Raw genomic sequence first — 22,961 nt, 5'->3', positions numbered from 1 at the left:
GTCAAGCGATGAGCAGAAGGAAACGCACGTGTCAGAGACGACCACTCTCAGCCCCGCGACGGCAGTCGCCGACGTCCTCCCCCCGGTCCGCGAGATCGGCATCATCATGAACGGCGTCTCGGGCCGGATGGGCTACCGCCAGCACCTGGTGCGTTCGATCCTCGCGATCCGCGACCAAGGCGGCATCGAGCTGTCCGATGGCTCAAAGGTGACCGTGAAGCCGATCCTCGTCGGCCGGAGCACCGCCAAGCTCGCCGAGCTCGCCGCGAAGCACGGCATCGAGGACTACACCAACGACCTCGACGCTGCGCTGGCTGACCCGCGCTGGGAGATCTACGCCGACTTCCTCGTAACCAAGGCCCGTTCGTCGGCCCTGCGCAAGGCGATCGCCGCCGGCAAGACGATCTACACCGAAAAGCCCACGGCGGAGTCGGTCGAAGAGGCACTTGAGCTCGCGAACCTCGCCGCCGCGGCCGGCGTCAAGACCGGCGTCGTGCACGACAAGCTCTACCTGCCCGGTCTGCAGAAGCTCAAGCGCCTCATCGACTCCGGCTTCTTCGGACGCATCCTCAGCGTCCGCGGCGAGTTCGGCTACTGGGTGTTCGAGGGTGACTGGCAGCCCGCCCAGCGTCCGAGCTGGAACTACCGCACCGAAGACGGTGGCGGAATCATCGTCGACATGTTCCCGCATTGGAACTACGTGCTCGAGAACCTCTTCGGCAAGGTCGAGACGGTCTACGCCCAGGCATCGGTGCACATCGCCGACCGCTGGGACGAGAACAGCGAGCACTACACCGCCACCGCCGAGGACGCCGCGTACGGCATCTTCGAGCTTGAGGGCGGCGTCGTCGCGCAGATCAACTCGAGCTGGACGGTGCGCGTGAACCGCGATGAGCTCGTCGAGTTCCACGTCGACGGTACGCACGGCTCGGCCGTGGTCGGCCTGTTCGGTGCGAAGATCCAGCACCGCAACGCCACCCCCAAGCCCGTGTGGAACCCCGACCTCGCCGACGACCACGACTACGACGCCGACTGGGCCGAGCTGCCCGTGAACGACGTCTTCCAGAACGGCTTCAAGCAGCAGTGGGAGGAGTTCCTCGTCTCGTATGTCGAGGGCACCGACTACGAGTTCGACCTTCTCTCGGGCGCGCGCGGAGTGCAGCTGGCCGAGGCAGGGCTCCAGTCCAGCCGCGAAGGCCGTAAGGTCGCGCTCTCCGAGCTCTCGCTGGACTGATCTCCATGCCCCACCTCACCCTGCTCGCGGCCGACGGTGCGACCTCGCTGGTCTCGCTCGCCGATCGCCCCGCTTTCACCAAACCGACCGCGCCGCTGCAGAGCCGCGTCGCGTACGCCGCCGCGCACGTCGTGCCGGTGGTCTGGGGTGACAACACCCCGGGGCAGCCCGCCGACATCGACTGGGACTCGACGCTCGCGTTTCGCCGCCAGGTCTACTCGTGGGGTCTCGGTGTCGCCGACGCCATGGACACCGCGCAGCGGAACATGGGGCTGGATGCTGCCGCCACTCGTGAACTGATCTCGCGGTCGGCTCAGACCGCCCGCGAAGAGGGCGGCTCGGTCGTCGTCGGGGTCAACACCGACCACGTCGCCGAAGAGCACATCTCGCTCGATCAGGTCATCGACGCGTTCAAGGAGCAGCTGCACTTCACCGAAGAGCAGGGTGCGGGTCCGGTGCTCATGGCATCGCGGCACCTTGCTCGTGTCGCTCAGTCCGCGGACGATTACCGGCACGTGTACCGCGAAGTGCTGCAGTCGGCGACCACCCCGGTCGTGCTGCACTGGCTCGGCACGGCGTTCGACCCGTCGCTCGAGGGCTATTTCGGTTCGACCGATTGGCGCGAAGCATCCGCCGTCCTGCTCGACATCATCGGCGAGAACGCCGACAGAATCGCCGGCGTGAAGATGAGTCTGCTGGATGCCGCATCCGAGGTGTCGGTGCGTGAGCGCCTTCCCGAAGGTGTGCGCATGTTCACCGGCGACGACTTCAACTACGTCGGACTCATCGGCGGCGCCGACGTTCCCGACGCAGCTCAGCCCGATCGTGACCCCGCGTCACCGCGGCAGCACTCCGATGCGCTGTTGGGCGCGTTCGCCGCGATCACTCCGGTTGCGTCCGCGGCGATCCAAGCGCTCGACGCCGGTGACCCGGCGCGCTATCTCGAGATCCTCGGGCCGACCGAAGCGCTCAGCCGTCAGGTCTTCGCCGCGCCGACGTTCTACTACAAAACCGGTGTCGCCTTCTTGTCGTGGCTCAACGGTCACCAGTCGGCGTTCCAGATGGTCGGCGGTCTGCACTCGGCGCGGAGTCTTCCGCACCTGTCGCGCATCGTCGAACTCGCAAACGCATCGCATGCCCTGGAGCAGCCCGAACTCGCGGCTGTTCGTTGGCACGGCATGCTGCGCGGTGCGGGCATCGACATTCCGGGGGTGCTCCTGTGAACGCCCCCGATCCGCGCCTGTCGATCAACCAGGCGACGCTCAAGCACGCTGACCTTGCCACGGCGCTGCGCGCGACGGCGGATGCCGGAGTGCAGGCGATCGGACTCTGGCGCGAGCCGGTGAACGAGGTCGGACTCGACGTCGCCGCCCAGATGCTCACCGACTCGGGCCTGCGGTTCACCACCCACTGCCGCGGCGGATTCTTCACCCTCGCCGAGGGTGCTGCCCGTCGAGCCGCGATCGATGACAACCGTCGCGCGATCGAAGAGACCGCGACACTCGCCGCCGCCGCCGCTGATGGCTCCACCTCGATCCTCGTGCTCGTCGCCGGAGGGCTCCCCGAGGGTTCGCGCGACATCGTCGGTGCGCGCGAGCGCGTGCGCGACGCGCTGGGTGAATTGGCTCCGGATGCTGCGGCCTCAGGTGTCACGCTCGCGATCGAGCCGCTGCATCCGATGTACGTCACCGACCGTGCCGTCGTCTCGACACTCGGCCAGGCGCTCGATCTCGCCGCAGACTTCGACCCTGCGGTCGTGGGTGTCACGGTCGACACGTTCCACGTTTTCTGGGACCCCGATGTGCTGAGCCAGATCGCCCGTGCCGGGCGTGAAGGCCGCATCGCGACTTACCAGGTGTGCGACTGGCAGACACCGCTCGCCGCCGACGTGCTGCTCAGCCGCCACTACATGGGCGAGGGTGTCATCGACTTCGGTTCGCTCACGCGTGCGGTCGAAGAGACCGGCTACACCGGTGACATCGAGGTCGAGATCTTCAACGCCGATGTGTGGGCGAGCGCACCCGACGATGTCGTGCGGCGCACCTCCGACGCGTTCAGTGCGACCGTGTCGCCGCACCTCGCGGCGGCGGCTGCGCGCACACCCTAGAATCGGGCTGATGACCGACATGACGCTCGAAGGTGTGCGCGATCGGCCGCGAGGGCAAGCGGCAACGCTGCACGATGTCGCCCGCGAGGCGGGCGTGTCTTTGGCCACCGCGTCGCGGGTGCTCAACGGATCTGAACGCAAGGTGGCGGAGTCGTATCGAGAGCGCGTCGAGGACGCCGCCGCGCGCCTCGGATACTCGGCAAACCTCTCGGCGCAGGCCACGGCGAAGGGCACCTCGGCGATCATCGCGCTGCTGGTGGCCGACATCGCCGACCCGTACTTCGGTCAGATCGCCTCGGGTGTCGCTCGCGGTGCCGACGAGGCGGGCCTCGTGGTGACGATCGCGATCACCGACCGTGATCCGCAGCGGGAGGTGAAGCTCGTCCGCGCGCTGCGCGGCCAGCGCCCGCGAGGGCTCATTCTCGCAGCGTCGCGGAGTACCGAGACTCCCACGGCGGAGCTCCAGCAAGAGCTCGACGCACTCTCCTCAGCGGGCGGACGTGTCGTGGCCCTCGGCCCGGGCGGCGGTGACGTACGCACTGTCATGATCGACAACCGCGGTGGTGCACACGCGCTGGCGACCGCGCTCGCCGGGCGTGGCTACCGCAGCGCGATCATCCTTGCCGCTCACGAGGGTGTGCGTACCTCGGACGACCGTGTAGCCGGGTTCACCGCGGGTTTCACCGCTGCCGGGGGCGCCGTGGCGCGGGTCTACCGCGGCAGCCTCACGCGTGAGTCGGGCGTTCGCATGATGGTCGATGCGATCGACGACGGCGTCGAGGCGGGCACGGTCGTGTTCGGTGTCACGGACGTGATTGCGATCGGCGCGCTGACCGGCGTCCGCTCCTCTGCCCGCACGGTCGGCGGTGATATCGCCGTGGCGGGTTTCGACGACATCCCCACCGGCAGAGACGTCACCCCGGCCCTCACGACCGTGCGCGTTCCCCTCGAAGAGGTCGGGTATCAAACCTTGCGGGCCGCCGTCGACGCCGACTGGCAGCTCGATGCCGATGCTCTCTCGCTCTCGATAGAGGTGCGCGAGAGCACGCCTCCGCGCCTCGCGACCTGATGCCCACCGTTGTCATCGCGCCCGACAGCCTGAAGGGATCGATTTCCGCGGCCGATGCAGCGCACGCACTTGCCCAAGGGTGGGCTGACGTCCGCCCGGACGACCCCCTTGTGCTGCTGCCGATGGCGGATGGCGGCGAGGGGACGGTCGATGCCTTCGCCACCGCAGTTCCTGGGGCGGTGCGCATGCCGGTGACGGTCGTGGGTCCGGATGCCGCGGACGCTGACGTGACATGGCTCCTGCTTCCCGCCACACCTGACACACCCGGTGGCACCGGTGTCGTCGAGATCGCCTCCACGAGCGGCATCGAGATGCTGGGTGATCGCCGGCTGCCCTTCGACGCTGACACCCGGGGCTTCGGCCAGGCGATCGCGGACGCGCTCGCGCACGGCGTCTGGTCGCTGGTCTTAGGCATCGGCTCGAGCGCATCGACCGACGGGGGAGTCGGCCTTCTTTCGGCGCTCGGAGCGCGCTTCGCCGACGCTGCGGGCAACCCGATCGCACCCGGTGCGCGCGGGCTCGCCGCCGTCGCCGTCGCCGATCTCACGGCCCTTCCGCCGCTCCCGCCCGGCGGAGTCGTCGTCCTGAGCGATGTGACCAACCCGTTGGTGGGTCCGACTGGCGCCGCGGCCGTATTCGGCCCGCAGAAGGGTCTCGACGCCGACGGCGTGGTCTTCGCCGAGGCAGGCCTCGCGCGCCTGGCTGCTCTGATGCCGGTCGACCCTGCGACACCTGGTGCGGGCGCCGCCGGCGGCTCCGGGTTCGGGTTGCTCGCCTGGGGAGCCACGCTCGTGCCCGGCTCGGTCGAGGTCGCGACGCTCATCGGCCTCGCGGATGCGGTGGCTGAAGCATCCGTCGTCATCACCGGCGAAGGCTCGTTCGACGGGCAGTCCGCCGGCGGCAAGGCGCCCGCTCACGTCGCCGCGCTCGCGCGTGCCGCCGGTGTGCCCGTTGCTCTCGTCGCGGGGCGGATTGCTCCGGATGCCGACACCTCGGGCTTCGCCGCATCCGCGTCGCTGACCGATCTCGCGGGATCTTCTGCCGGCGCGATCGGCGACCCGGCGCGCTGGCTGCGCGTCGCGGGAGCCACGCTCGCCCGCACCCTCTGACTCAGCCCCGCCTTCGGCCATCCCTTGCGGGTTCGGAGCGTGGATCTTGCCCGACGCACGCGCTCGCGGCTCGTCGCGCATGTTCGCCGCCCCGGAAGGCACTCCGTCGGATGCTTCGGCTCGCATGGGTTGACACGTTTCAAGGATCGGGTTAGTATCTTCGGGAAAGCGTTTCCCCAATCGTGACTCACCGGGTCGGGTGCGGGAACCGACACATCAATGGAGATATCGATGAGCGCGAGTGCATCTGCAAGTGGCTGGGCTGTCCGCCTCCACGGCGCGTGTGACTGGGTGCTCTGGGTGATGACGATCAACGTCCTCTGGTACCTGTTCACCCTCGCCGGGGCCATCGTCCTCGGTGCCGCTCCCGCCACCGTCGCCGCCGCTGAACTCACCCGCCGCAAGCTTCGCGGCGAGAGCTTCCCGATCTTCCGCACCTTCGCTTCCGCGTGGCGGCGAGAGTTCTGGCGCACCAACGCCGTCTTCGCGCCGGTCAGCATTCTCCTCGTGATCCTAGGGCTGAACGCCGGTGGCTTCGCCGAGGCCGGACTCCTGGGCACCCTCCCCGGAGTGGCAACCGTCGTGGCCTTCGTCCTCACCTTCGCGCTGGGCGCTGTCGCCGTGACGATGTACGTGCACTACGACCTGCCCCTGCGTGCGTACCTTCTCACCGCCTCGCGCTGGATGATCCGCAACCTCGCCCACGTGCTGCTTCTGCTGCTCGCAGCGACGCTGATCGTCGTCGCCAGCCTCGTGGTACCGGGTCTCATCCCGTTCGTCTCGCTCGGCGCCTGGCTGACGATCAGCACCGCACTGTGCGTCGCGTTCTTCACCGCCAACGACCGCCACGTCTCTGAACTGACGGATGCTGCGACCTCCGCAGCATCCGCCCACATCGCTTCGCCCGCTGTCCTCTCGTCCGCTCGATAACCATCCCCACAACCCCCACCAAGAACGAAGGAGTTCCCTCCATGAAGCACAGCAGAAAGCTCAGCAGTCTCGCCCTCATCACCGCCGGCGCCATCACCCTTGCGGGATGCGCGGCCGGCGGCGAGAGCGCCGAACCCGCCGACGCAGCCGAACTCGAGACCCTCTCGATCATGGCGCCCTTCCTCGTGACGAACGCGCCGACCGCCGGCAACGACATCGAACTGGCACTGGAAGAAGTCATCGATGTCGACCTCGACATCACCTGGGTGCCGAACTCGTCGTACGAAGACAAGACCAACATCACCCTCGCGGGCGACGACATCCCGCAGGTCATGGTCATCCAGGGCAAGAGCCCCGGCTTCGTGCGCAACGCGCAAGCCGGCGCGTTCTGGGAGCTCACGGATTACCTCGACGACTATCCGAACCTCAAGAGCACCTACCCCGAGGTCCAGGCCGCGGCCAGTGTCAACGGCGAGGTCTACGGAGTGTTCCGTGCACGCGACGTCATGCGCGCCGCCGTCATCGTCCGCAAGGACTGGCTCGCAAACGTCGGCATGGAGATGCCCAAGACCACCGACGATCTCTACGAGATCGCGAAAGCGTTCACCGAAGAAGACCCCGACGGCAACGGCGCTGACGACACGTACGGCATCATCATTCCGAAGTGGCCCGGCGCCATCGGTACCAACAGCCCCTACGACGTCATGGAGACGTGGTTCGGTGCCGGCAACCGCTGGACCGAGCGTGACGGCGAACTCGTTCCCAGCTTCACGACCGACGAGTTCCTCGAGGGTGTCGAGTACGAGAAGACACTGATCGATGAGGGTCTCGTCAACCCCGACTACGCGACCTTCGACTCGGCGACCTGGAACGAGCCGTTCCTGAACGGCAAGGGTGGCATCATCATCGACGTTCACTCCCGCGCCGGCGTTCTGATGAGCCTGTTCAAGCAGCAGAACCCCGACACCTTCGACCAGTTCGTCGACGTGAGCGGCAACCTCGAAGGCCCCGACGGTGAACTCCACGCTCACCCGACCACGGGATACAGCGGATTCCTGGCCGTCCCGAAGACGAACGTGCGCACCGAGGCTGAGCTGCGCGGAGTGCTCGAAGTGCTCAACGCGATGAATTCGCCCGAGGCGGGTCCGATCCTCAACAACGGCATCGAGGGCGAGACCTACACCGTCGAAGGCGACCTCGCCGTCGCGATCACCGATGCTCCGCAGACCCTGAAGGACGATGTGCTCAGCTTCTCCCAGCTCGGCATGAACGTGGGCGGCTTCCAGGGCTTGCTGCCCAAGCAGCCGAGCGACTACGAGCAGGAGATGTACGACAAGCGCAAGGAGATCGAGGCGAGCGACCTCGAGTTCGCCACCTTCGACCCGGCATCGCCGTACGTGTCACCGACCTACGTGTCCAAGGGCGCGCAACTCGATGTCATCGTCTCGGACGCACGGTTGCAGTACATCGCGGGTCAGATCGACCTCAATGCGCTGAAGTCTGCAATCGAACTGTGGCGCACCAGCGGTGGCAACGATGTCATCGCCGAAGTGAACGAGCTTTACTCCAGCTCGAACTGATCCGGCGGGCGGTGGGAGGAAGCATCCTCCCACCGCCCACCCCAACCGGAGAGGACACCTCGTGGTCATTCTGGGAAGTACCCAAAGCAACGCGGTCACCGCCACCGAAGTCATCGTGGTGCCGCCGAAGAAGCGTCGAAGAGGTGCGCGCGCGCACTTCTCGCAGTTCAAGTGGCTGTACCTGCTGCTTCTTCCTGGCGTGATCTACTTCGCCACCTTCCGCTACGGACCGATGTACGGCGCGATCATCGCGTTCAAGGACTACGTCCCGTTCCTCGGCATCCAGGACAGCCCCTGGGTCGGGCTTGCGCACTTCGAGGACTTCTTCAGCAGCCCCGACTTTCCGCGGCTGCTGGCGAACACCCTCATCCTGGCCCTGCTGAGCCTGGTGATCGCGTTCCCGCTGACCATCATCACGGCCCTGCTGCTGAACGAGCTGCGTATCAACATCGTCAAGCGCTCCGTGCAGACGCTCATCTACATTCCGCACTTCCTGTCGTGGACCGTCGTCGCCTCGCTGACCTACCTGCTGTTCGCGCTCGACATCGGTCCGCTGACACAGCTGATCAACGGGATGTTCGGCACCGACATCAGCTTCCTCACCGACCCGGCGTGGTTCCGGCCGATCATCGTTCTGCAAGACATCTGGAAGAACACCGGATGGGGCACGATCATCTTCTTGGCAGCCCTCGCTTCGGTCGACATGGAGCAGTACGAAGCGGCGATCATCGATGGCGCCGGCCGCTTCCAGCGGGTCTGGCACATCACGCTCCCCTCGATCATGCCGACGATCATCGTTCTGCTCGTCCTGCAGATGGGGCAGGTTCTCAACACAGGCTTCGAGCAGATCTACCTCATGACGAACTCGCTCAACAGGCAGGTGGCGGACGTCTTCGACACCTACGTGTACTTCATGGGCATCACGCAAGGCTCGTACAGCTACAGCACCGCGGTAGGTCTGTTCAAGGCCGTGGTCGGCGTGATCCTCATCTTCGGCGCCAACTGGATTGCGCGCCGCTCCAACCAGACGGGAATCTTCTGATGGCACGCGAGAAGTACCGGTTCAATACCCGGGGCGGCAGGATCTTCGACGTCTTCAACGTCATCATGCTCTCGGCGGTGGGCATCATCGCCCTCATCCCGTTCGTGTTCGTCATCGCGGGGTCGTTCGCGACCGAGGCAGAGCTGGCGACGCGTTCGTTCTTCCTCTGGCCCGAGACCTTCAGCCTCCGCGCCTACGAATCGATCCTGACGAGCCCCGCCTTCCTGCGAGCGATCGTCACGACGATCCTCGTCACCGCGGTGGGTACCGTCATCCAGCTGATCCTGACGGCGACGATGGCTTACCCGCTGTCGAAGTCCAACCTGCCCGGTCGCCGGATCATCCTGTATGCGGTCGTATTCACCATGGTCTTCAGCGGCGGAATGATCCCGACCTTCCTCGTCGTGAAAGACCTGGGGCTGCTTGACACCTACTGGGCGCTGATCCTTCCGCTGGCGATCAACCCGTTCAGCCTGATCATCATCAAGAACTTCTTCCAGCAGCTTCCCGCAGAACTGGAAGAGTCGGCGAAGATCGACGGCGCCAACGAGATGCAGACGCTGTGGAGCATCATCCTGCCGCTGTCCAAGCCGGTGCTCGCGACGTTCGCGCTGTTCTACGCGGTCGGCATCTGGAACGATTTCATGTCGCCCCTGCTGTATTTGAACGACAGCTCGATGTGGACGCTGCAGATGTTCCTCCGCCAGGTGACGGTCGCCACCGACCTCTCCATGGTCGACGGTGACCCCAGTCAGCTGCCGCCGGCGCAGGGCATCAAGTTCGCCGTGATCGTCGTGGCGACGCTGCCGATCCTGCTGTTCTACCCGTTCCTGCAGAAGCACTTCGCGAAGGGAATGCTGATCGGTTCGGTCAAGGGATGAGTTCGACGCTGCTTTACCGCAACGCGCTCGCCGCCCCGGTTGACCTTGATGGCTGGGTTGCCGAGGGACCCGTCGCGGCGGCCGCCGGTGACGACGGCCTTCTGCTCTCAAGCAGCGGCGGATTCGATGACCACTGGACGCTGTGGTGTCCGGAGGTCTTCGGCGACCGCATCCGCATCTCGTGGGAGTTCTCGCCGCGCTCCGAGCCAGGGCTCGCGATGCTCTTCTTCGGGGCGGCTGCGGCCTCCGGCGGGGGCATCTTCGACGACGGTCTCGCGCACCGCACGGGGGCGTATTCGCAGTACCACTCCGGCGACATCCGCACTCTGCATGTGTCGTACTTCCGCCGCAGGTGGGAGGACGAGCGCGCCTTCCACACCTGCAACCTGCGCAAGTCGCCGGGCTTTCACCTCGTCGCGCAGGGTGCCGATCCGCTTCCTCCGGTGGTCGACGCGCGCGGAGCCTTCTACCGGGTCGAAGTGATCAAGGACGGCCCCGACATCGCGTTCTCGATCGACGACCTCGTCCTCTTTCGCTGGACGGACGACGAGTCCACCGGCCCCCGTGTACGGGTCGGGCGGATCGGCTTCCGCCAGATGTCCCCCCTTGTCGCCAGCTACCGAAACCTCGAGGTTCACTCGCTATGACGCCCACCGGCCACACCACCGACCACACCACCGTGCCGCTTCGCTGGCTCGACGGCGCAGCCCCCGACGCGCTGCCCGGCGGAGTGACCTGGGGTGCTCCTCTGCCGCGTGGTGCTGTCGCCGGCGTGGATGCACTGCAGGTGCGCATCGTCGACGGCGCCCCGGTACCCGCACAGTTTTGGCCGCTCGCCACGTGGCCCGACGGGTCGCTCAAGTGGGTGGGCGCCGCAATCGGTGCGACGGATGAGCCTGCCGAATACGAGATCGTGACGGATGCTGCATCCGCCGCCCCTGAAAGCCACGCGCAGATCGGCGTCTCGCGCGGAGGGTCATCGCTCGTCGTCGACAACGGCTTGATCGAGCTGGAGATCGATCTCCCCGGTCCGCACGCGACCGTCGATACGCTCTTTCGCTCCCTGACTCGTGGTGGCACCGTCGTGGCCGAGAACGTGCGACTCGTCAGTCTTCTGCAGTCGACCGTTCCCGAAGACGGGGGAGCGGCAGTGCGCATGCCCTACCGGTCTCGCATCTCGGTCGTCGAGGTCGAGCAGGAGGGGCCGATTCGGGCCGTCGTGCGCATCGAAGGCTCACACCGTGCAGAGTCCGGCGACCGGGAGTGGCTCCCGTTCGTCGTCCGGCTCGTCGTGATCGCGGGCTCGGCAGAGATCCGTCTCGTACACACCGTCATCTGGGACGGAGATGCCGAGGTCGACTTTCTCGCCGGTCTCGGGGTACGCGCCGACGTGCCACTGCGGGCAGCGCTGCACGACCGCCACGTCCGCGTGGCCGGCGCCGACGGAGGGTTTCACTCCGAGGCCGTGCGCGGGCTGACCGGCTTGCGCCGCGACCCGGGCGTCGACGTGCGGGCCGCGCAGATCGCGGGCAGGCAGACTCCGCCGCTTGCGGAGTGGAACACCGAGGTGTCGCACCGGCTCGACCTCATTCCTTCGTGGGGCGATGTGACCCTCACCCAACTCAGTGCGGATGGCTTCAGCATCCGCAAGCGCACCGCACCCGGTCACGGCTGGGTCGACGCGGGAGCAGGCACCCGCGCGGAGGGATTCGTGTCGCTCAGTGACCCGCAGGGGGGCTTCGGAATCGGCGTGCGCTCGTTCTGGCAGTCGCACCCGGGCCAGCTCGATGTGCGCGGAGCCGCGGGTGAGCGCGCCGAGCTCACCGCCTGGCTGCACGCCCCGCAGGCACAGCCCATGGACGTGCGGTTTTATCACGACGGCCTCGGTCAAGACACGTTCGCCTCGCAGCTCGACGCGCTCGAGATCACGTACGAGGACTACGAGCCGGGGTTCGGCGACGCGCACGGTGTGGCGCGCACCCATGAGCTCACGCTGTTCGCGTTCGATGCCACCCCGCCGATCGAGAAGCTGGCGAGCGCGGTCGATCGCCTGCAGCGTCCCCCCTTGCTGCAACCGACGCCGACGCATCTGCACAGCGTGCGTGTCTTCGGCGACTGGGCGCCGGTGGAGCGCTCCTCGCCCGTGCGCGCAGAGATCGAAGACAGCATCGACTTTCTGCTGGAGTTCTACCTCGGCCAGATCGATCAGCGCCGGTGGTATGGCTTCTGGAACTACGGCGATGTCATGCACGCGTACGACCACGACCGCCACGTGTGGCGGTACGACGTGGGTGGATACGCGTGGGACAACAGCGAGCTCTCGCCCGATCTGTGGCTCTGGTACTCGTACCTGCGCACCGGACGCGCCGATGTCTTCCGCCTCGCCGAGGCGATGACCCGGCATACCGGCGAGGTCGATGTCTACCACCTGGGGCGCTGGAAGGGTCTGGGCTCGCGCCACAACGTGCAGCACTGGGGGTGCAGCGCAAAGCAGCTGCGCATCAGCAGCCCGATCTACCGGCGCATCTTCTACTACCTGACCGCCGATGAACGCGTGGGAGATCTGCTCACCGAACTCCGCGACAGCGACGAGCGCTTTCTCGACACCGATCCGACACGCAAAGTGCGGACTGATGCTGCCACCTATCGGCCCGATCGGGCCGCTCTGGCTGTCGGTCTCGGTACCGACTGGGGTGCGCTCGCCGCGACGTGGCTCGCCGACTGGGAACGCACGGGCAACGAGCGATCGCGCGACCGCCTTCTGGGCACGATGGCAGACATCGGCGCGCTGCCGCACGGATTCCTGACCGGCGAGGCGCTCTACGACCTGGACTCGGGGAGGTTCGAGACCACTCGCGATCGCGTCGCGGTGTCGCACCTGAGCGCCGTGTTCGGGTTGGTCGAGGTGTGCAGCGAACTGATCGACCTCGTCGACGTGCCGGGCTTCGCCGACGCGTGGAATCACTATTGCCGCCTGTACCTCGCCTCTGCCGCCGAGCAGACCGCGGCCGCCGGCGCCCCGTTGCAGGGAATTCACCTCGAGCAGGCGCACAGCCGCCTCGCGGCGTATGCCGCGAAGAGCACGGGCGACGCTGGGCTGGGTGCGCTCGCATGGCGCGCCTTCGAGGGGGTGGGCGAGTGGCTCGTGCATCGCCGCGATTTCACGCTGCGACGCATAGAGGCCCCGCACGTTCTGAACCCCGTGGACGAGGTGCCGAGCGTCTCGACGAACGATGCCGCGCAGTACGGTCTTGCCGCTATTCAGAACCTCGCCCTCATCGGCGATCGGCTCGAGACGCAGAGCCGATGACCTACCACCTTGCGGGGGATTCGACCGTGGCCGCGTGCGCCCCCGAAGAGTCGCCGATGTCGGGGTGGGGGCCTTTCCTCGTCGACAGCGTTGCCGGGCCTGTGCGCAATCTCGCCTTCGGAGGTGCCACGACCGAAACCTTCATCGAGTCCGGCAGCTGGGTGACCCTCCTGTCAGAGGTCGAACCGGGCGACACCGTGATCATCCAGTTCGGCCACAACGACCAGAAGCAACCCCATCTCGACTCGCGCGGCGGTTATGCCGATCGCCTTCGGGGGATGGTGGCCGAAGCCCGCGACCGCGGTGCACGCGTGGTGTTGTGTACCTCCGTCGAGCGGCGCTGGTTCGACGGCGATCAGATCATTCCGACGCATGGCGACTATCCGAACGCGGTCCGAGATCTCGCCCACGAACTCGATACCGGGTTCGTCGACCTGACGGCGTTCACGACGTGGCTCTACGAAGACATGGGGCCTGAGGCATCCCGCGACCTGCTCTGCCACTTCGCGCCGAGCGAGCATCCCCTCTGGCCAGAGGGTCTGGCCGACGACACCCACTTCCACGAGCGCGGAGCACGCCGCATCGCGGCCTACGTCAGCAAAGCTCTGCGTGGGATCGAGCGTCGGGACGGCGACGGACCGGCCAAGGGGTCGGTGTTCGTGCACTGATGCGGTGACTCAGCCCTTACTGGTCGCCCGGTACTGCGTAGGACTCATTCCGTGCACCTTGCGGAACTGCCGCGAGAAGTAGAACGGATCGTCCATCCCCACCAGTCGGGCGATCTCAGCGACGGTGAGGTCGGTGGTGTCGAGCAGATGCCGTGCGCGTGCCATCTTGAGCGACTGGTGATGTGCCACCACGCCGCCGCCGGTCGTGCCTCGAAAGAGTGCGGAAAGGTGGGAGGGCGAGACGCCGACGAGGGCCGCGAGCTCGTTCACCTGCACGCGTCCGTCGACACGCTCGTCGAGGTAGCGCATCGCACGCTCGAGCGGTGTGCCGTCTTCGGGCAGGATGCGGTCCACGGCGAGCAGGGTGAACAGCCGCCAGGCCATACCGGCGGTCGCGATCAGGCGCGCGGGGGTCGTGTCGCGTTCGAGAGCGCTGACGATCTCGTCGAGCTGAGCCGTGATGCGGTCGATAGATCGCAGAGAGAGCGTGAGGACGGCGCCACTGACTCCCATAGCGTCGACGAGCTCGGCGGTGTCAGACCCGCCGACGTGGCACCACCAGATCGTCCAGGGGTCACCCGTGCCGGCACCGTAGGCATGCGCCACGCCACGTGGGATCACGATCGCCCCGCCTGCGCCGACGAGAGTGCGCGTCCCGTCGTGCTCGAGCCAACCGGTACCCGCGACACACACGATGACGATCGTTTCTGCCGCCCCCGTCGGTCGTTCTCTGCCATGACCTTCCGCACGCGGAAACCACCCGGCATCCGTCACGATCATGCGCCGTGTGACCGGCCGTGCGAGCGCAGCAGCGACGAGTGGGCGCGGCACGACGGTGAGGCGCTGACGATCGAATCCGTCGGGTCGCTGCATCCGTCCATACTGCGGCAAGATCAGCGAATCGTCCAGGTGGATCGCGAGATCAGCCATGGTGACGGATGCCTCGATCTGTCAGTGTCTTTCTCGTGCCAAGAGACGCCGACATCCCGAGCCGCATCCAGCTGCCCGACGCGCCCGCCGGTCAGCAGGCGGTGCTCGATGCCGGCGGCGTCGCGTGCTGGTCCGAAGCCGTCACCATTGACACCTACGAGGTGGGACAGCCTGACAGATACCCGCTCTTTCTCGACCGGCGGGTCTACCAGGGCTCGAGCGGCCGCACGTACCCGATGCCGATGATCGACTCGGTCTCGCACGAGAAGAAGCCGCGGCAGTGGCGAGCGATCCACCTGGAGAACGCCTCCGTGCGCCTCATGCTGCTCCCCGAACTCGGGGGGCGCATCCACATCGGCTATGACAAGGTCGCCGGCTACGACTTCTTCTATCGCAACAACGTGATCAAGCCGGCTCTCGTTGGTCTCGCGGGTCCCTGGATCTCGGGCGGTGTGGAGTTCAACTGGCCTCAGCATCACCGGCCCGCGACATTCCTTCCGGTCGACACCCGTATCGAGCAGGAGGACGACGGCGCCGTCGTCGTGTGGCACAGCGATCTCGATCCGTTGCAGCGAATGCGCAGTGTCCACGGCGTGCGCCTTCGACCGGGCTCGTCGCTCATAGAGGCCGAAGTTCGTCTGCACAACCGCACCGACGTGCCGCAGACGTTCCTCTGGTGGGCCAACGTCGCGGCGCGCGCGCACGATGAGTATCAGTCGTTCTTTCCCGACGACGTCGCTTACGTCGCCGACCACGCTCGCCGCGCGATCACGGCGTTCCCGCGGGCTGATCGCCCCTACTACGGCGTCGACTACCCGGCCCTCGCGGCCGAGAATGCCCACGCCGATCGCATCGACTTCTACGCCAACATTCCCGTGCCGACGTCGTACATGATCACCGACACCGAAGATGCGTTCTTCGGTGGGTACGACCATGCAGCCGACGCCGGCTTCGTGCATTGGGCCGACCGAGCGGTCTCGCCGGGCAAGAAGCAGTGGACATGGGGAACGGGCGCGATCGGTACCGCGTGGGACGCTCAGCTCACCGATGAGGACGGCCCGTATGTCGAACTCATGGCTGGCGTCTACACAGACAATCAGCCCGACTTCGCCTGGCTCGCGCCCGGCGAGACGAAGCGCTTCAGCCAGTTCTGGTACCCGATCCACGCGATCGGCCCGGCGCGGCAGGCGACGACGGATGCCGCGATCTCGGTGTCACACGATGGATCGCGAGTGGGGGTCATTGCCACGAGCCGTCGCGAGGTGGCGATCGTCGCTCGCACCGATGAAGGCGAGGCCGTCGAGTGGACCGACACGGTCGGACCCGATCGGCCCTTCGCTCGGGTCGTCGATTCGGGGCGGATCGTGCAGGTCGACGTCGTGTCGGGGGAGCGTGTCATCGCGTCGTGGCGTGAGCGATCCCGTCTGAGTGATGAGCCCTGGGTTGCGACGGCCCCGCCCGCCCCGAGTGAGATCGACGGTACCGACGAGCTGTACCTCACCGCCACGCATCTCGAGCAGTATCGGCATCCGACCCGATCTGCCGTGCCGTACCTGCGCGAGGCGCTCGAGCGTGACCCGGCCGACGTGCGGGCGGCAACCGCGCTGGCCGCGACGCACCTGCGCCACGGGGAGTACGACACTGCCGCATCTCTGCTCGAGAGTGCGATCGAGCGTCTGACGCGCCGCAACCTCAACCCGCGCGACGGCGAGGCGCTGTACATGCTGGCCCTCGTGCGCGAACGTCAGGGCGCGACCGCCGATGCCGACAGTCGCTACTCTCGCGCTGCCTGGAACGCGGCGTGGGCAGTTCCGGCGAACCTCGCACGCGCCCGCCTCGCCCTGCGAGACGGGCGACCCGGCGACGCGCTCCGTCTCGCCGAAGATGCAGGGTCGGTCCCCGAGGCGCGGCGTCTGGGTGTGCTCGCCCTTCGTGCGCTCGGCCGAAGCAGCGAAGCGGATGCGGCTCTCGCCGCTCTGCGCGCCACCGACCCCCTCGACTCCGCCACCGCAGGGCTCGCGAGAGCGCTCGGAGAGAATGCGCCGCTTCCCGCCGATCCTCGCACCCTCCTCGACATCGGTGCCGAACTCGCGCGTGCCGGCGCGTACGCCGAGGCACTCGCCGTGACGGCGCAGCCCGCGCAGCGTGCCGCCCCCGCCTTCGGCAATGCCGAGCCGCTGCGCCATGTCCTGCGCTCGCAGTGGATGCAGGAATCCGGTGCCGTGGATGCCGCCGCGGGTGAACTTGCAGCCCTTGAGGGCCTTCCGCTCGACCTGGCCTTCCCGGCCGGGCTCGATCAGTTGGATGCGCTCATCGCGGCGGTATCTCGAGGGGCGGGCGCTGCTGTTCGCGCGCTGCTCGGCATGTGGTTGCTCGACGCCGGACGCGATCAAGATGCGCTCGCTGAGCTGTCTGCGGCGACGAGCGCCGGCATCCTCGATCCGGTCGCGTGGCGCAATCTGGCGCTGGCGATCATGCGCACGACGGCGGATGCCTCGGCCGCCGACGCCGCGTACGCACACGCTCTGTCGCTGAGCGCCGATGCCCGGCTCGTCTTCGAGCGGGATCTTCTGGCACGGCTCACCGGCACGTCGGCCGCTGACCGTCTCGCCCTGTGCGAGGAGCATTCGTCGCTGCTGGGCATACGCGACGACCTGGCGCTGGCGCACGTGAAGCTGCTTCTCGACGTCGGTCGCATCGACGAGGCGTGGGAGATCCTGGCGACGCGCGTGTTCCGCCCGTTCGAGGGAGGAGAGGGACAGGTCATCGCTGCCTACGACCGTGCCGCGTGCGCGCGTGCGCGCGCATTCCTCGCCGTGGGCGACGGCGAGAGTGCGATCGCGCTCCTGCGGTCGGGGGTCGATGCTCCCGCCAACCTCGGTGAAGGTCGGCATCCCGCGGTCCCGCTGGCCGAGCGGATGGTCCTGCTCGGTGACGCACTCGCTCTGGCCGGCGATGCGTCGGGTGCGTGCGAGGCCTGGGGCAGGGCGTGTGCGCCGACTCCGCTGGCCGTTGCAGAGCGCCCCGCCGAGGCATCCGACCGTTGGATCGGTGTTGCGTACCTGCGCCTCGATGACTACGCGGCCGCCGAACGCGTATGGCGCCGACTCGAGGCGCGAGCCGACGAACTCGGTCGCGCCCGAGACGCCGTCGACTACTTCACCACGTCGTTGCCTGAGCTTCTTGTCTTCGATACCGATACGGTCGCCGCTCGGCATGCCCTCGCGACCTCGCTGCGGGCTGCGGCGGCCGACGGGCGTGCGGCACAGACTGCCACCGAAAGGACGAACGAATGAATGAGCGCTATCGCGGTTCGGGGACGACGCCCGAGACGCACACGGGACTGACCGGCCCGGTGCCCGCACATCTTCCTCAGCGATTGACCATCACGCTCTGGGACTTCTCCTGGTACACACGAGCCGGCGACACAGAGCCCTACGCCGATCTTGACGCCGCCGTCGCGGACGCGGCATCGCTCGGCTACAACGCCATCCGCATCTGCGCGGCGCCCCTGCTTCTGTTCGGAGGGCTAGGGCTCGAAGAACTCGCCGGCGATCTCGAAATCGAAGGTCTCGGCCCAGCGCCCGGCGGTGGGTACTACGGGCAGCGCACACGGTGGTATGACACCCCCGGTGGCTATTCGATCGACCTGCGCGCGCGACTGATCGAGCTCTTCGATGCTGCCGCGCGGCACGGGCTGGTCATCATCCTGGCGAGCTGGGAGTACCAGCAGTCACCGTCGTTCGCCGCAACGCCTGCCTGGTTCGACGCGATCGATGCGGTGCCGCTAGACGATCGCTATCGTGTCCTCGCCGGAGCGTGGGACCGCATGATCGAGTTCCTCACCGCGCACGGCCATCGAGATCACATCGCCCTGGTCGAACTCCACAACGAGATCGATTTCTCGATTCTCCCCGCCCTGGCAGACGGCGGTACCGAGCAAGTGGGCTGGCTGGGGTCGAAGCATCCGGATCTTCTCATCACCGCCAGCTACGGCAAGCCGCCTCATCTCGCGATGCATCAGGTGCCCGGCGGTCTCGGCGCCGCGCAGTTCCACGTCTACAGCTACGGCGTGCTCGACGCCCTGCAACAGGTCGTCGACATTCGCTCGGAGGGCAACACCGGCTTTCCGAACGATGCGCTGCGCGCGATGCTGCGGCCCGATGCCCCCAGCATCGAGGAGTATGGCCGCGCCGCGGAATGGAAATACCAGGCGACGCTCGTCACCGACCGGATGCTCTACGGGTACGACTGGGTCGATGCGGATGCGTGGGATACCTGGCTCTTGGAGGAGTACGGCAGGTACCGCGAGGTCATGCGCCGAGAGATCGAGTCTCGAGTGATCGCGATCGCCGAGTGGGCTCGGTCGCAGGGCACACCTGCGCTGGTAGGCGAGGGATGGGTCGGCTACACACCGTTACACGGCACCTTCGAAGAGGGGCCGATCGGTCGCGCGCTCGCTGAGCACGGCATCGACACCGCCCTTGAGCGGGGGGTGTGGGGAGTGGTGTTGTGCTCGAATGCCGCGCCGCACCACCCGATGTGGCAGCTTCGTGACTGGCAACGGGCGCAGAACGCCCGCGTCCTGGCGTCGTGAGCTAGGAGCCGCCGAGCGCCTCCGCGACCACGGCGCGCGCCTCGGCCTGCACCTCGGCCAAGTGTTCAGGCCCGCGCAATGACTCAGCGTAGAGCTTGTAAACGTCTTCGGTTCCCGAGGGGCGCGCGGCGAACCAGGCGTGCTCGGTCTGCACCTTGAGCCCGCCGATGGCCGCTCCGTTGCCGGGGGCGTGCGAAAGCTTCGCGGTGATCGGCTCGCCGGCGAGCTCGGTCGCGGTCACCGCTTCGGGCGCGAGTCTGCCCAGCTGTGCCTTCTGCGCGGGAGTGGCCGGCGCATCCACTCGTTGGTAGGCGGATGCTCCGTACTCGGCCTCGAGCTCGGCGTAACGCTGTGACGGGGTCTTGCCGGTGACGGCGAGGATCTCGGCGGCGAGGAGGCACAGCAGGAGGCCGTCCTTGTCTGTGGTCCACACCGTGCCGTCCTTGCGGAGGAACGAGGCCCCGGCGGACTCTTCGCCGCCGAAGCCGACCGAGCCGTCCAGGAGTCCGGGAACGAACCACTTGAACCCGACCGGAACCTCCAGCAGAGTGCGGCCGAGTGCTTCCACGACTCGGTCGATGATCATCGACGAAACGAGGGTCTTGCCGACCGCGGCATCCTGCGGCCATCCGTCTCGGTGCGAGTACAGGTAGTCGATCGCGACCGCGAGGTAGTGGTTCGGGTTCATCAGCCCGGCGTCGGGGGTGACGATGCCGTGACGGTCGGCGTCGGCATCGTTTCCCGTGAGGATGTCATAGTCGTGGCGCTTGGCGACGAGCGATGCCATCGCCGAGGGCGAGGACGGATCCATCCGGATCTTCTCGTCCCAGTCCAGCGTCATGAACTTCCACGTCGGGTCGACGTCGGGATTGACCACCGTGAGGTTGAGGCCGTAGTGCTCGGCGATCAGCGCCCAGTATTCGACGGATGCCCCACCCAGCGGGTCGGCGCCGATACGCACGCCCGCGGAGCGGATCGCATCGATGTCGATGATGTTCTCGAGGTCGGCGACATAGCCCTGACGGAAGTCGTAGTTGCCCAGCGCGTCGATGTCGATGTCGGCCGAGGGGGTGCGCTGCACGCCCGCAAGGCCCGCCGCGATCAGCTCGTTCGCACGGTTCGCGATCCAGCCGGTTGCGTCCGTGTCGGCAGGTCCCCCGTTCGGCGGGTTGTACTTGAAGCCGCCGTCGCGCGGCGGGTTGTGGCTCGGGGTGATGACGATTCCGTCGGAGCGGCCCGGGTCATCAAGCGCGCGACCCCGGTTGTGGGCGAGGATCGCGTGGCTGAGCGCCGGAGTCGGCACCCACGAGTCGCGGGAATCCACTCGAACATCGATGCCGTTCGCGACGAGCACCTCGATCGCGGTGCGCTCGGCGGGGCGTGAAAGGCCGTGCGTATCGCGTCCGATGAAGAGCGGGCCAGTGATCCCCTCGCCGAGGCGATAGTCGACGATCGCCTGGGTCGTGGCAAGGATGTGGTCTTCGTTGAAGCTCGTGCTCAACGACGATCCGCGGTGACCGCTGGTGCCGAAGGCCACCCGCTGCTCGGGCACGCTCGCATCGGGTTTGAGGTCGTAGTAGGCGTTGATCAGTTCATCGATATCGATGAGGTCGGATGCTTCGGCTGGCTGTCCTGCGCGGCTCATGTCCTTAGTCTGCCCCGTTGGGGCGGTGAGCGGCAGTTGTTTCGGCAGGTTGTGCGCGCGGCGGAACATTCGAGGCGACGGGCGCCCCGCGGAAGCACCTGTCACAGGTTTCGCATCCGAGGTGCCGAAGCGACCAGACGCGACACTTTCTCGAGGCGTACTCAGCGGGTGAGCGACGTGGCGACGGATGCCCCGGCGACGGTCGTCGTCAACTCGAGTGTGGTCTCGCCGCAGACGTACTTCGAATCGCCGATCGGCGACATGCTGATCTGTGCGGCGACCGCACTCGGGTCGATCTCGACACCGCCTACGGTCGCGCTGATCTGCAGCTGATTGTCGATCTCAGGGTCGGTGAAGATGACGCCCGGTGAGGCCGTGTAGGTACCGCTCAGGATCCCGTTCATGGTGACGATCATCTCTTGGTCGGCGATGTTCGCCGTGGTCACGGTGGTGGGCATCCAGTCGTACGTTCCGGCCTCATCGATCACGAGTTGCGCCGAGCCTTCGGGCGTGAACTCGACCACCGCTCCCTGTGCGGCCATGATCTGGTTGATCTGGTCGAAGTACGACACAAGCCCTGCCTGGTCGAGCGTCCAGGTTCCATAGATGCATTCCAGGTCCTCGGTCGCGGTATCGGTCGTCGGCTCGGGAGCTGGGGTGGGCGTTCTCGACGCGGAGGAGCTGTCGGGCGACGAACTGGTGTCCGCATCGCCCCCGCCGCTGCATCCGGCGAGTGCGAAGACGGCGAGCGTGGCGGTCAGTACCAGGGCGGTGCGTGTGAAGCGACGGTCGTTCATGGTTTCCCCCCAGAACATGCATCGGATGCCTGAATCTAGCGCGGTCGCGGCCCGCGCACGAGAGGGTGTGGGTCACAGCTCGACAACTAGGCTGGCATCCGTGACTTTCGAGCCGGATTCCGTACCCCGCCGCACCTACAGCTACCTCGGTCCTGCCGGGACGTTCACCGAGGCTGCGCTGGCGCAGGTTCCGGAGGCGCGGGGGCAGGACTGGCGTCCGGTGCGCAACGTCGGCGAGGCACTCGCCGACGTCGTCGAAGGACGATCGGATGCCGCGATGATCGCGATCGAGAACTCGGTGGATGGCGGGGTTTCGACCGCGCAAGACGCGCTGGCGACGATGCCGGGCCTGCGCATCGTGGGGGAGTACCTCGTTCCGGTCGAGTTCGTGCTCGTCGGTCGTCCGGGCATGAAGCTCGAGGATGTCTCGGTCCTCACGGCGCACCCCGTCGCGTACGCGCAGTGTCTGGTGTGGCTGGGCGCGAACCTGCCGGCTCACGCGCACATTCCCGCTGCGAGCAACGTGGCAAGCGCCGTGTCTCTGATTGATGGGACGAGCGAGGCGGATGCTGCGATCGCACCCCCGGGAATTCTCGAGCACCACGACCTGCAGCTGCTCGCGAGCAACATCGGCGACAACGTCAACGCGATCACGAGGTTTGTGCTGGTCAGCCGTACCGTCGCGCCGCCGGCGCCCACCGGAGCCGACAAGACCTCGCTCATCGCCGAGTTGCCCGACGATCACCCGGGTGGCCTGCTCGAGATGCTCGAGCAGTTCGCGACCCGCGGCATAAACCTCTCGCTGTTGGCCTCGCGGCCGATCGGCGACGAACTCGGTCGGTACCGGTTCGTCATCGACGCGGACGGCCATATTCATGACGAGCGGATGGCCGATGCGCTGCTCGGCCTTCGCCGGTTCAGCCCGAAGGTGATCTTCTTGGGCTCGTACCCGCGAGCTGATCGGGCGGTCGTGCACTACCCCGAGCGTTACTCCGACGATGTGTTCGTCGAAGCCCGCGATTGGTTGCGAGCCCTCGTCAGCGGAGAACCCGAGGAATGATG

Annotated in this window: 18 protein-coding genes; 15 read left to right on the top strand and 3 right to left on the bottom strand. The window is 67.1% G+C overall.

The features are described 5' to 3' along the window. Nucleotides 1-106 precede the first annotated feature (106 nt). The 12 genes from LG299_RS08435 to LG299_RS08380 all read left to right on the top strand — a co-directional run bounded on the left by LG299_RS08435 (nt 107) and on the right by LG299_RS08380 (nt 13,930). Entirely contained in the window at nt 107-1,234 is a 1,128-nt protein-coding gene (locus tag LG299_RS08435; RefSeq protein WP_404434844.1) for a Gfo/Idh/MocA family protein, read from the top strand. A gap of 5 nt (nt 1,235-1,239) precedes the next feature. After that, a complete protein-coding gene (locus LG299_RS08430) occupies nt 1,240-2,457 on the top strand; it encodes a dihydrodipicolinate synthase family protein (protein ID WP_404434700.1) in 1,218 nt (405 codons plus the stop codon). Next, nucleotides 2,454-3,341: a sugar phosphate isomerase/epimerase family protein gene (locus LG299_RS08425; RefSeq protein ID WP_404434699.1), complete on the top strand. Its 888-nt coding sequence runs from the start codon at nt 2,454-2,456 to the stop codon at nt 3,339-3,341. The genes LG299_RS08430 and LG299_RS08425 overlap by 4 nt, the downstream gene beginning before the upstream one ends. Nucleotides 3,342-3,351: 10 nt before the next feature. Next, nucleotides 3,352-4,410, top strand: coding sequence for a LacI family DNA-binding transcriptional regulator (locus tag LG299_RS08420; RefSeq protein ID WP_404434698.1), 1,059 nt, complete (start codon nt 3,352-3,354; stop codon nt 4,408-4,410). Next, nucleotides 4,410-5,519, top strand: coding sequence for a glycerate kinase (locus LG299_RS08415; protein ID WP_404434696.1), 1,110 nt, complete (start codon nt 4,410-4,412; stop codon nt 5,517-5,519). The genes LG299_RS08420 and LG299_RS08415 overlap by 1 nt, the downstream gene beginning before the upstream one ends. Nucleotides 5,520-5,750: 231 nt before the next feature. Further along, entirely contained in the window at nt 5,751-6,449 is a 699-nt protein-coding gene (locus LG299_RS08410) for a YesL family protein (RefSeq protein WP_404434695.1), read from the top strand. Nucleotides 6,450-6,490: 41 nt separating this feature from the next. Continuing rightward, nucleotides 6,491-8,029: an extracellular solute-binding protein gene (locus tag LG299_RS08405; RefSeq protein ID WP_404434694.1), complete on the top strand. Its 1,539-nt coding sequence runs from the start codon at nt 6,491-6,493 to the stop codon at nt 8,027-8,029. Between the two features lie 61 nt (nt 8,030-8,090). After that, a complete protein-coding gene (locus LG299_RS08400; protein ID WP_404434693.1) occupies nt 8,091-9,071 on the top strand; it encodes an ABC transporter permease in 981 nt (326 codons plus the stop codon). Then, the gene (locus LG299_RS08395; protein WP_404434691.1) at nt 9,071-9,952 is read left to right on the top strand and encodes a carbohydrate ABC transporter permease; all 882 of its coding nucleotides are present in this window, start codon (nt 9,071-9,073) and stop codon (nt 9,950-9,952) included. Before LG299_RS08400 ends, LG299_RS08395 begins: the two co-directional genes overlap by 1 nt. Further along, complete coding sequence (locus LG299_RS08390; RefSeq protein WP_404434689.1) at nt 9,949-10,599, top strand: DUF1961 family protein; 651 nt, start codon at nt 9,949-9,951, stop codon at nt 10,597-10,599. Before LG299_RS08395 ends, LG299_RS08390 begins: the two co-directional genes overlap by 4 nt. Then, a complete protein-coding gene (locus LG299_RS08385; protein ID WP_404434688.1) occupies nt 10,596-13,262 on the top strand; it encodes a Tat pathway signal sequence domain protein in 2,667 nt (888 codons plus the stop codon). Before LG299_RS08390 ends, LG299_RS08385 begins: the two co-directional genes overlap by 4 nt. Next, complete coding sequence (locus tag LG299_RS08380) at nt 13,259-13,930, top strand: rhamnogalacturonan acetylesterase (RefSeq protein ID WP_404434686.1); 672 nt, start codon at nt 13,259-13,261, stop codon at nt 13,928-13,930. The genes LG299_RS08385 and LG299_RS08380 overlap by 4 nt, the downstream gene beginning before the upstream one ends. Nucleotides 13,931-13,939: 9 nt before the next feature. Here LG299_RS08380 and LG299_RS08375 read toward each other — a convergent pair whose 3' ends face one another. Continuing rightward, nucleotides 13,940-14,860, bottom strand: a complete 921-nt coding sequence (locus LG299_RS08375; RefSeq protein ID WP_404434684.1) for a helix-turn-helix domain-containing protein — start codon at nt 14,858-14,860, stop codon at nt 13,940-13,942. 35 nt (nt 14,861-14,895) lie between these two features. Between LG299_RS08375 and LG299_RS08370 the strand changes: the two genes are divergently transcribed. Together LG299_RS08370 and LG299_RS08365 are read left to right on the top strand one after the other, a co-directional pair. Continuing rightward, complete coding sequence (locus tag LG299_RS08370; protein ID WP_404434682.1) at nt 14,896-18,156, top strand: DUF5107 domain-containing protein; 3,261 nt, start codon at nt 14,896-14,898, stop codon at nt 18,154-18,156. Beyond that, nucleotides 18,153-19,457 carry a cellulase-like family protein gene (locus tag LG299_RS08365; protein ID WP_404434681.1) on the top strand — a complete coding sequence of 435 codons (1,305 nt, stop codon included), beginning with the start codon at nt 18,153-18,155 and terminating at the stop codon, nt 19,455-19,457. The genes LG299_RS08370 and LG299_RS08365 overlap by 4 nt, the downstream gene beginning before the upstream one ends. A gap of 1 nt (nt 19,458) precedes the next feature. Here the strand turns inward: LG299_RS08365 and pgm are convergent, their stop codons facing one another. Both pgm and LG299_RS08355 read right to left on the bottom strand, forming a co-directional pair. Continuing rightward, complete coding sequence (gene pgm, locus LG299_RS08360; protein ID WP_404434680.1) at nt 19,459-21,102, bottom strand: phosphoglucomutase (alpha-D-glucose-1,6-bisphosphate-dependent); 1,644 nt, start codon at nt 21,100-21,102, stop codon at nt 19,459-19,461. A gap of 161 nt (nt 21,103-21,263) precedes the next feature. Further along, nucleotides 21,264-21,899: a hypothetical protein gene (locus LG299_RS08355; protein WP_404434679.1), complete on the bottom strand. Its 636-nt coding sequence runs from the start codon at nt 21,897-21,899 to the stop codon at nt 21,264-21,266. 100 nt (nt 21,900-21,999) lie between these two features. Here LG299_RS08355 and pheA point away from each other — a divergent pair, with 100 nt between their 5' ends. Continuing rightward, nucleotides 22,000-22,959 carry a prephenate dehydratase gene (gene pheA / locus LG299_RS08350; RefSeq protein WP_404434678.1) on the top strand — a complete coding sequence of 320 codons (960 nt, stop codon included), beginning with the start codon at nt 22,000-22,002 and terminating at the stop codon, nt 22,957-22,959. Nucleotides 22,960-22,961 lie beyond the last annotated feature (2 nt).

This window comes from Microbacterium lacus, from assembly GCF_044794305.1.
GTDB lineage: Bacteria > Actinomycetota > Actinomycetes > Actinomycetales > Microbacteriaceae > Microbacterium > Microbacterium lacus_B.
The sequence above is the reverse complement of the archived record's forward strand: the minus strand, read 5'-3'. Positions and strand labels throughout refer to the sequence as shown.

Coding starts and splice junctions, on each gene's coding strand:
- LG299_RS08420 (WP_404434698.1), top strand. CDS start 3,352: ATGACCGACATGACGCTCGAAGGTGTGCGCGATCGGCCGCGAGGGCAA.
- LG299_RS08375 (WP_404434684.1), bottom strand. CDS start 14,860: ATGGCTGATCTCGCGATCCACCTGGACGATTCGCTGATCTTGCCGCAG.
- LG299_RS08430 (WP_404434700.1), top strand. CDS start 1,240: ATGCCCCACCTCACCCTGCTCGCGGCCGACGGTGCGACCTCGCTGGTC.
- pgm (WP_404434680.1), bottom strand. CDS start 21,102: ATGAGCCGCGCAGGACAGCCAGCCGAAGCATCCGACCTCATCGATATC.
- LG299_RS08415 (WP_404434696.1), top strand. CDS start 4,410: ATGCCCACCGTTGTCATCGCGCCCGACAGCCTGAAGGGATCGATTTCC.
- LG299_RS08405 (WP_404434694.1), top strand. CDS start 6,491: ATGAAGCACAGCAGAAAGCTCAGCAGTCTCGCCCTCATCACCGCCGGC.
- LG299_RS08380 (WP_404434686.1), top strand. CDS start 13,259: ATGACCTACCACCTTGCGGGGGATTCGACCGTGGCCGCGTGCGCCCCC.
- LG299_RS08385 (WP_404434688.1), top strand. CDS start 10,596: ATGACGCCCACCGGCCACACCACCGACCACACCACCGTGCCGCTTCGC.
- LG299_RS08355 (WP_404434679.1), bottom strand. CDS start 21,899: ATGAACGACCGTCGCTTCACACGCACCGCCCTGGTACTGACCGCCACG.
- LG299_RS08390 (WP_404434689.1), top strand. CDS start 9,949: ATGAGTTCGACGCTGCTTTACCGCAACGCGCTCGCCGCCCCGGTTGAC.
- LG299_RS08365 (WP_404434681.1), top strand. CDS start 18,153: ATGAATGAGCGCTATCGCGGTTCGGGGACGACGCCCGAGACGCACACG.
- LG299_RS08435 (WP_404434844.1), top strand. CDS start 107: ATGAACGGCGTCTCGGGCCGGATGGGCTACCGCCAGCACCTGGTGCGT.
- LG299_RS08395 (WP_404434691.1), top strand. CDS start 9,071: ATGGCACGCGAGAAGTACCGGTTCAATACCCGGGGCGGCAGGATCTTC.
- LG299_RS08410 (WP_404434695.1), top strand. CDS start 5,751: ATGAGCGCGAGTGCATCTGCAAGTGGCTGGGCTGTCCGCCTCCACGGC.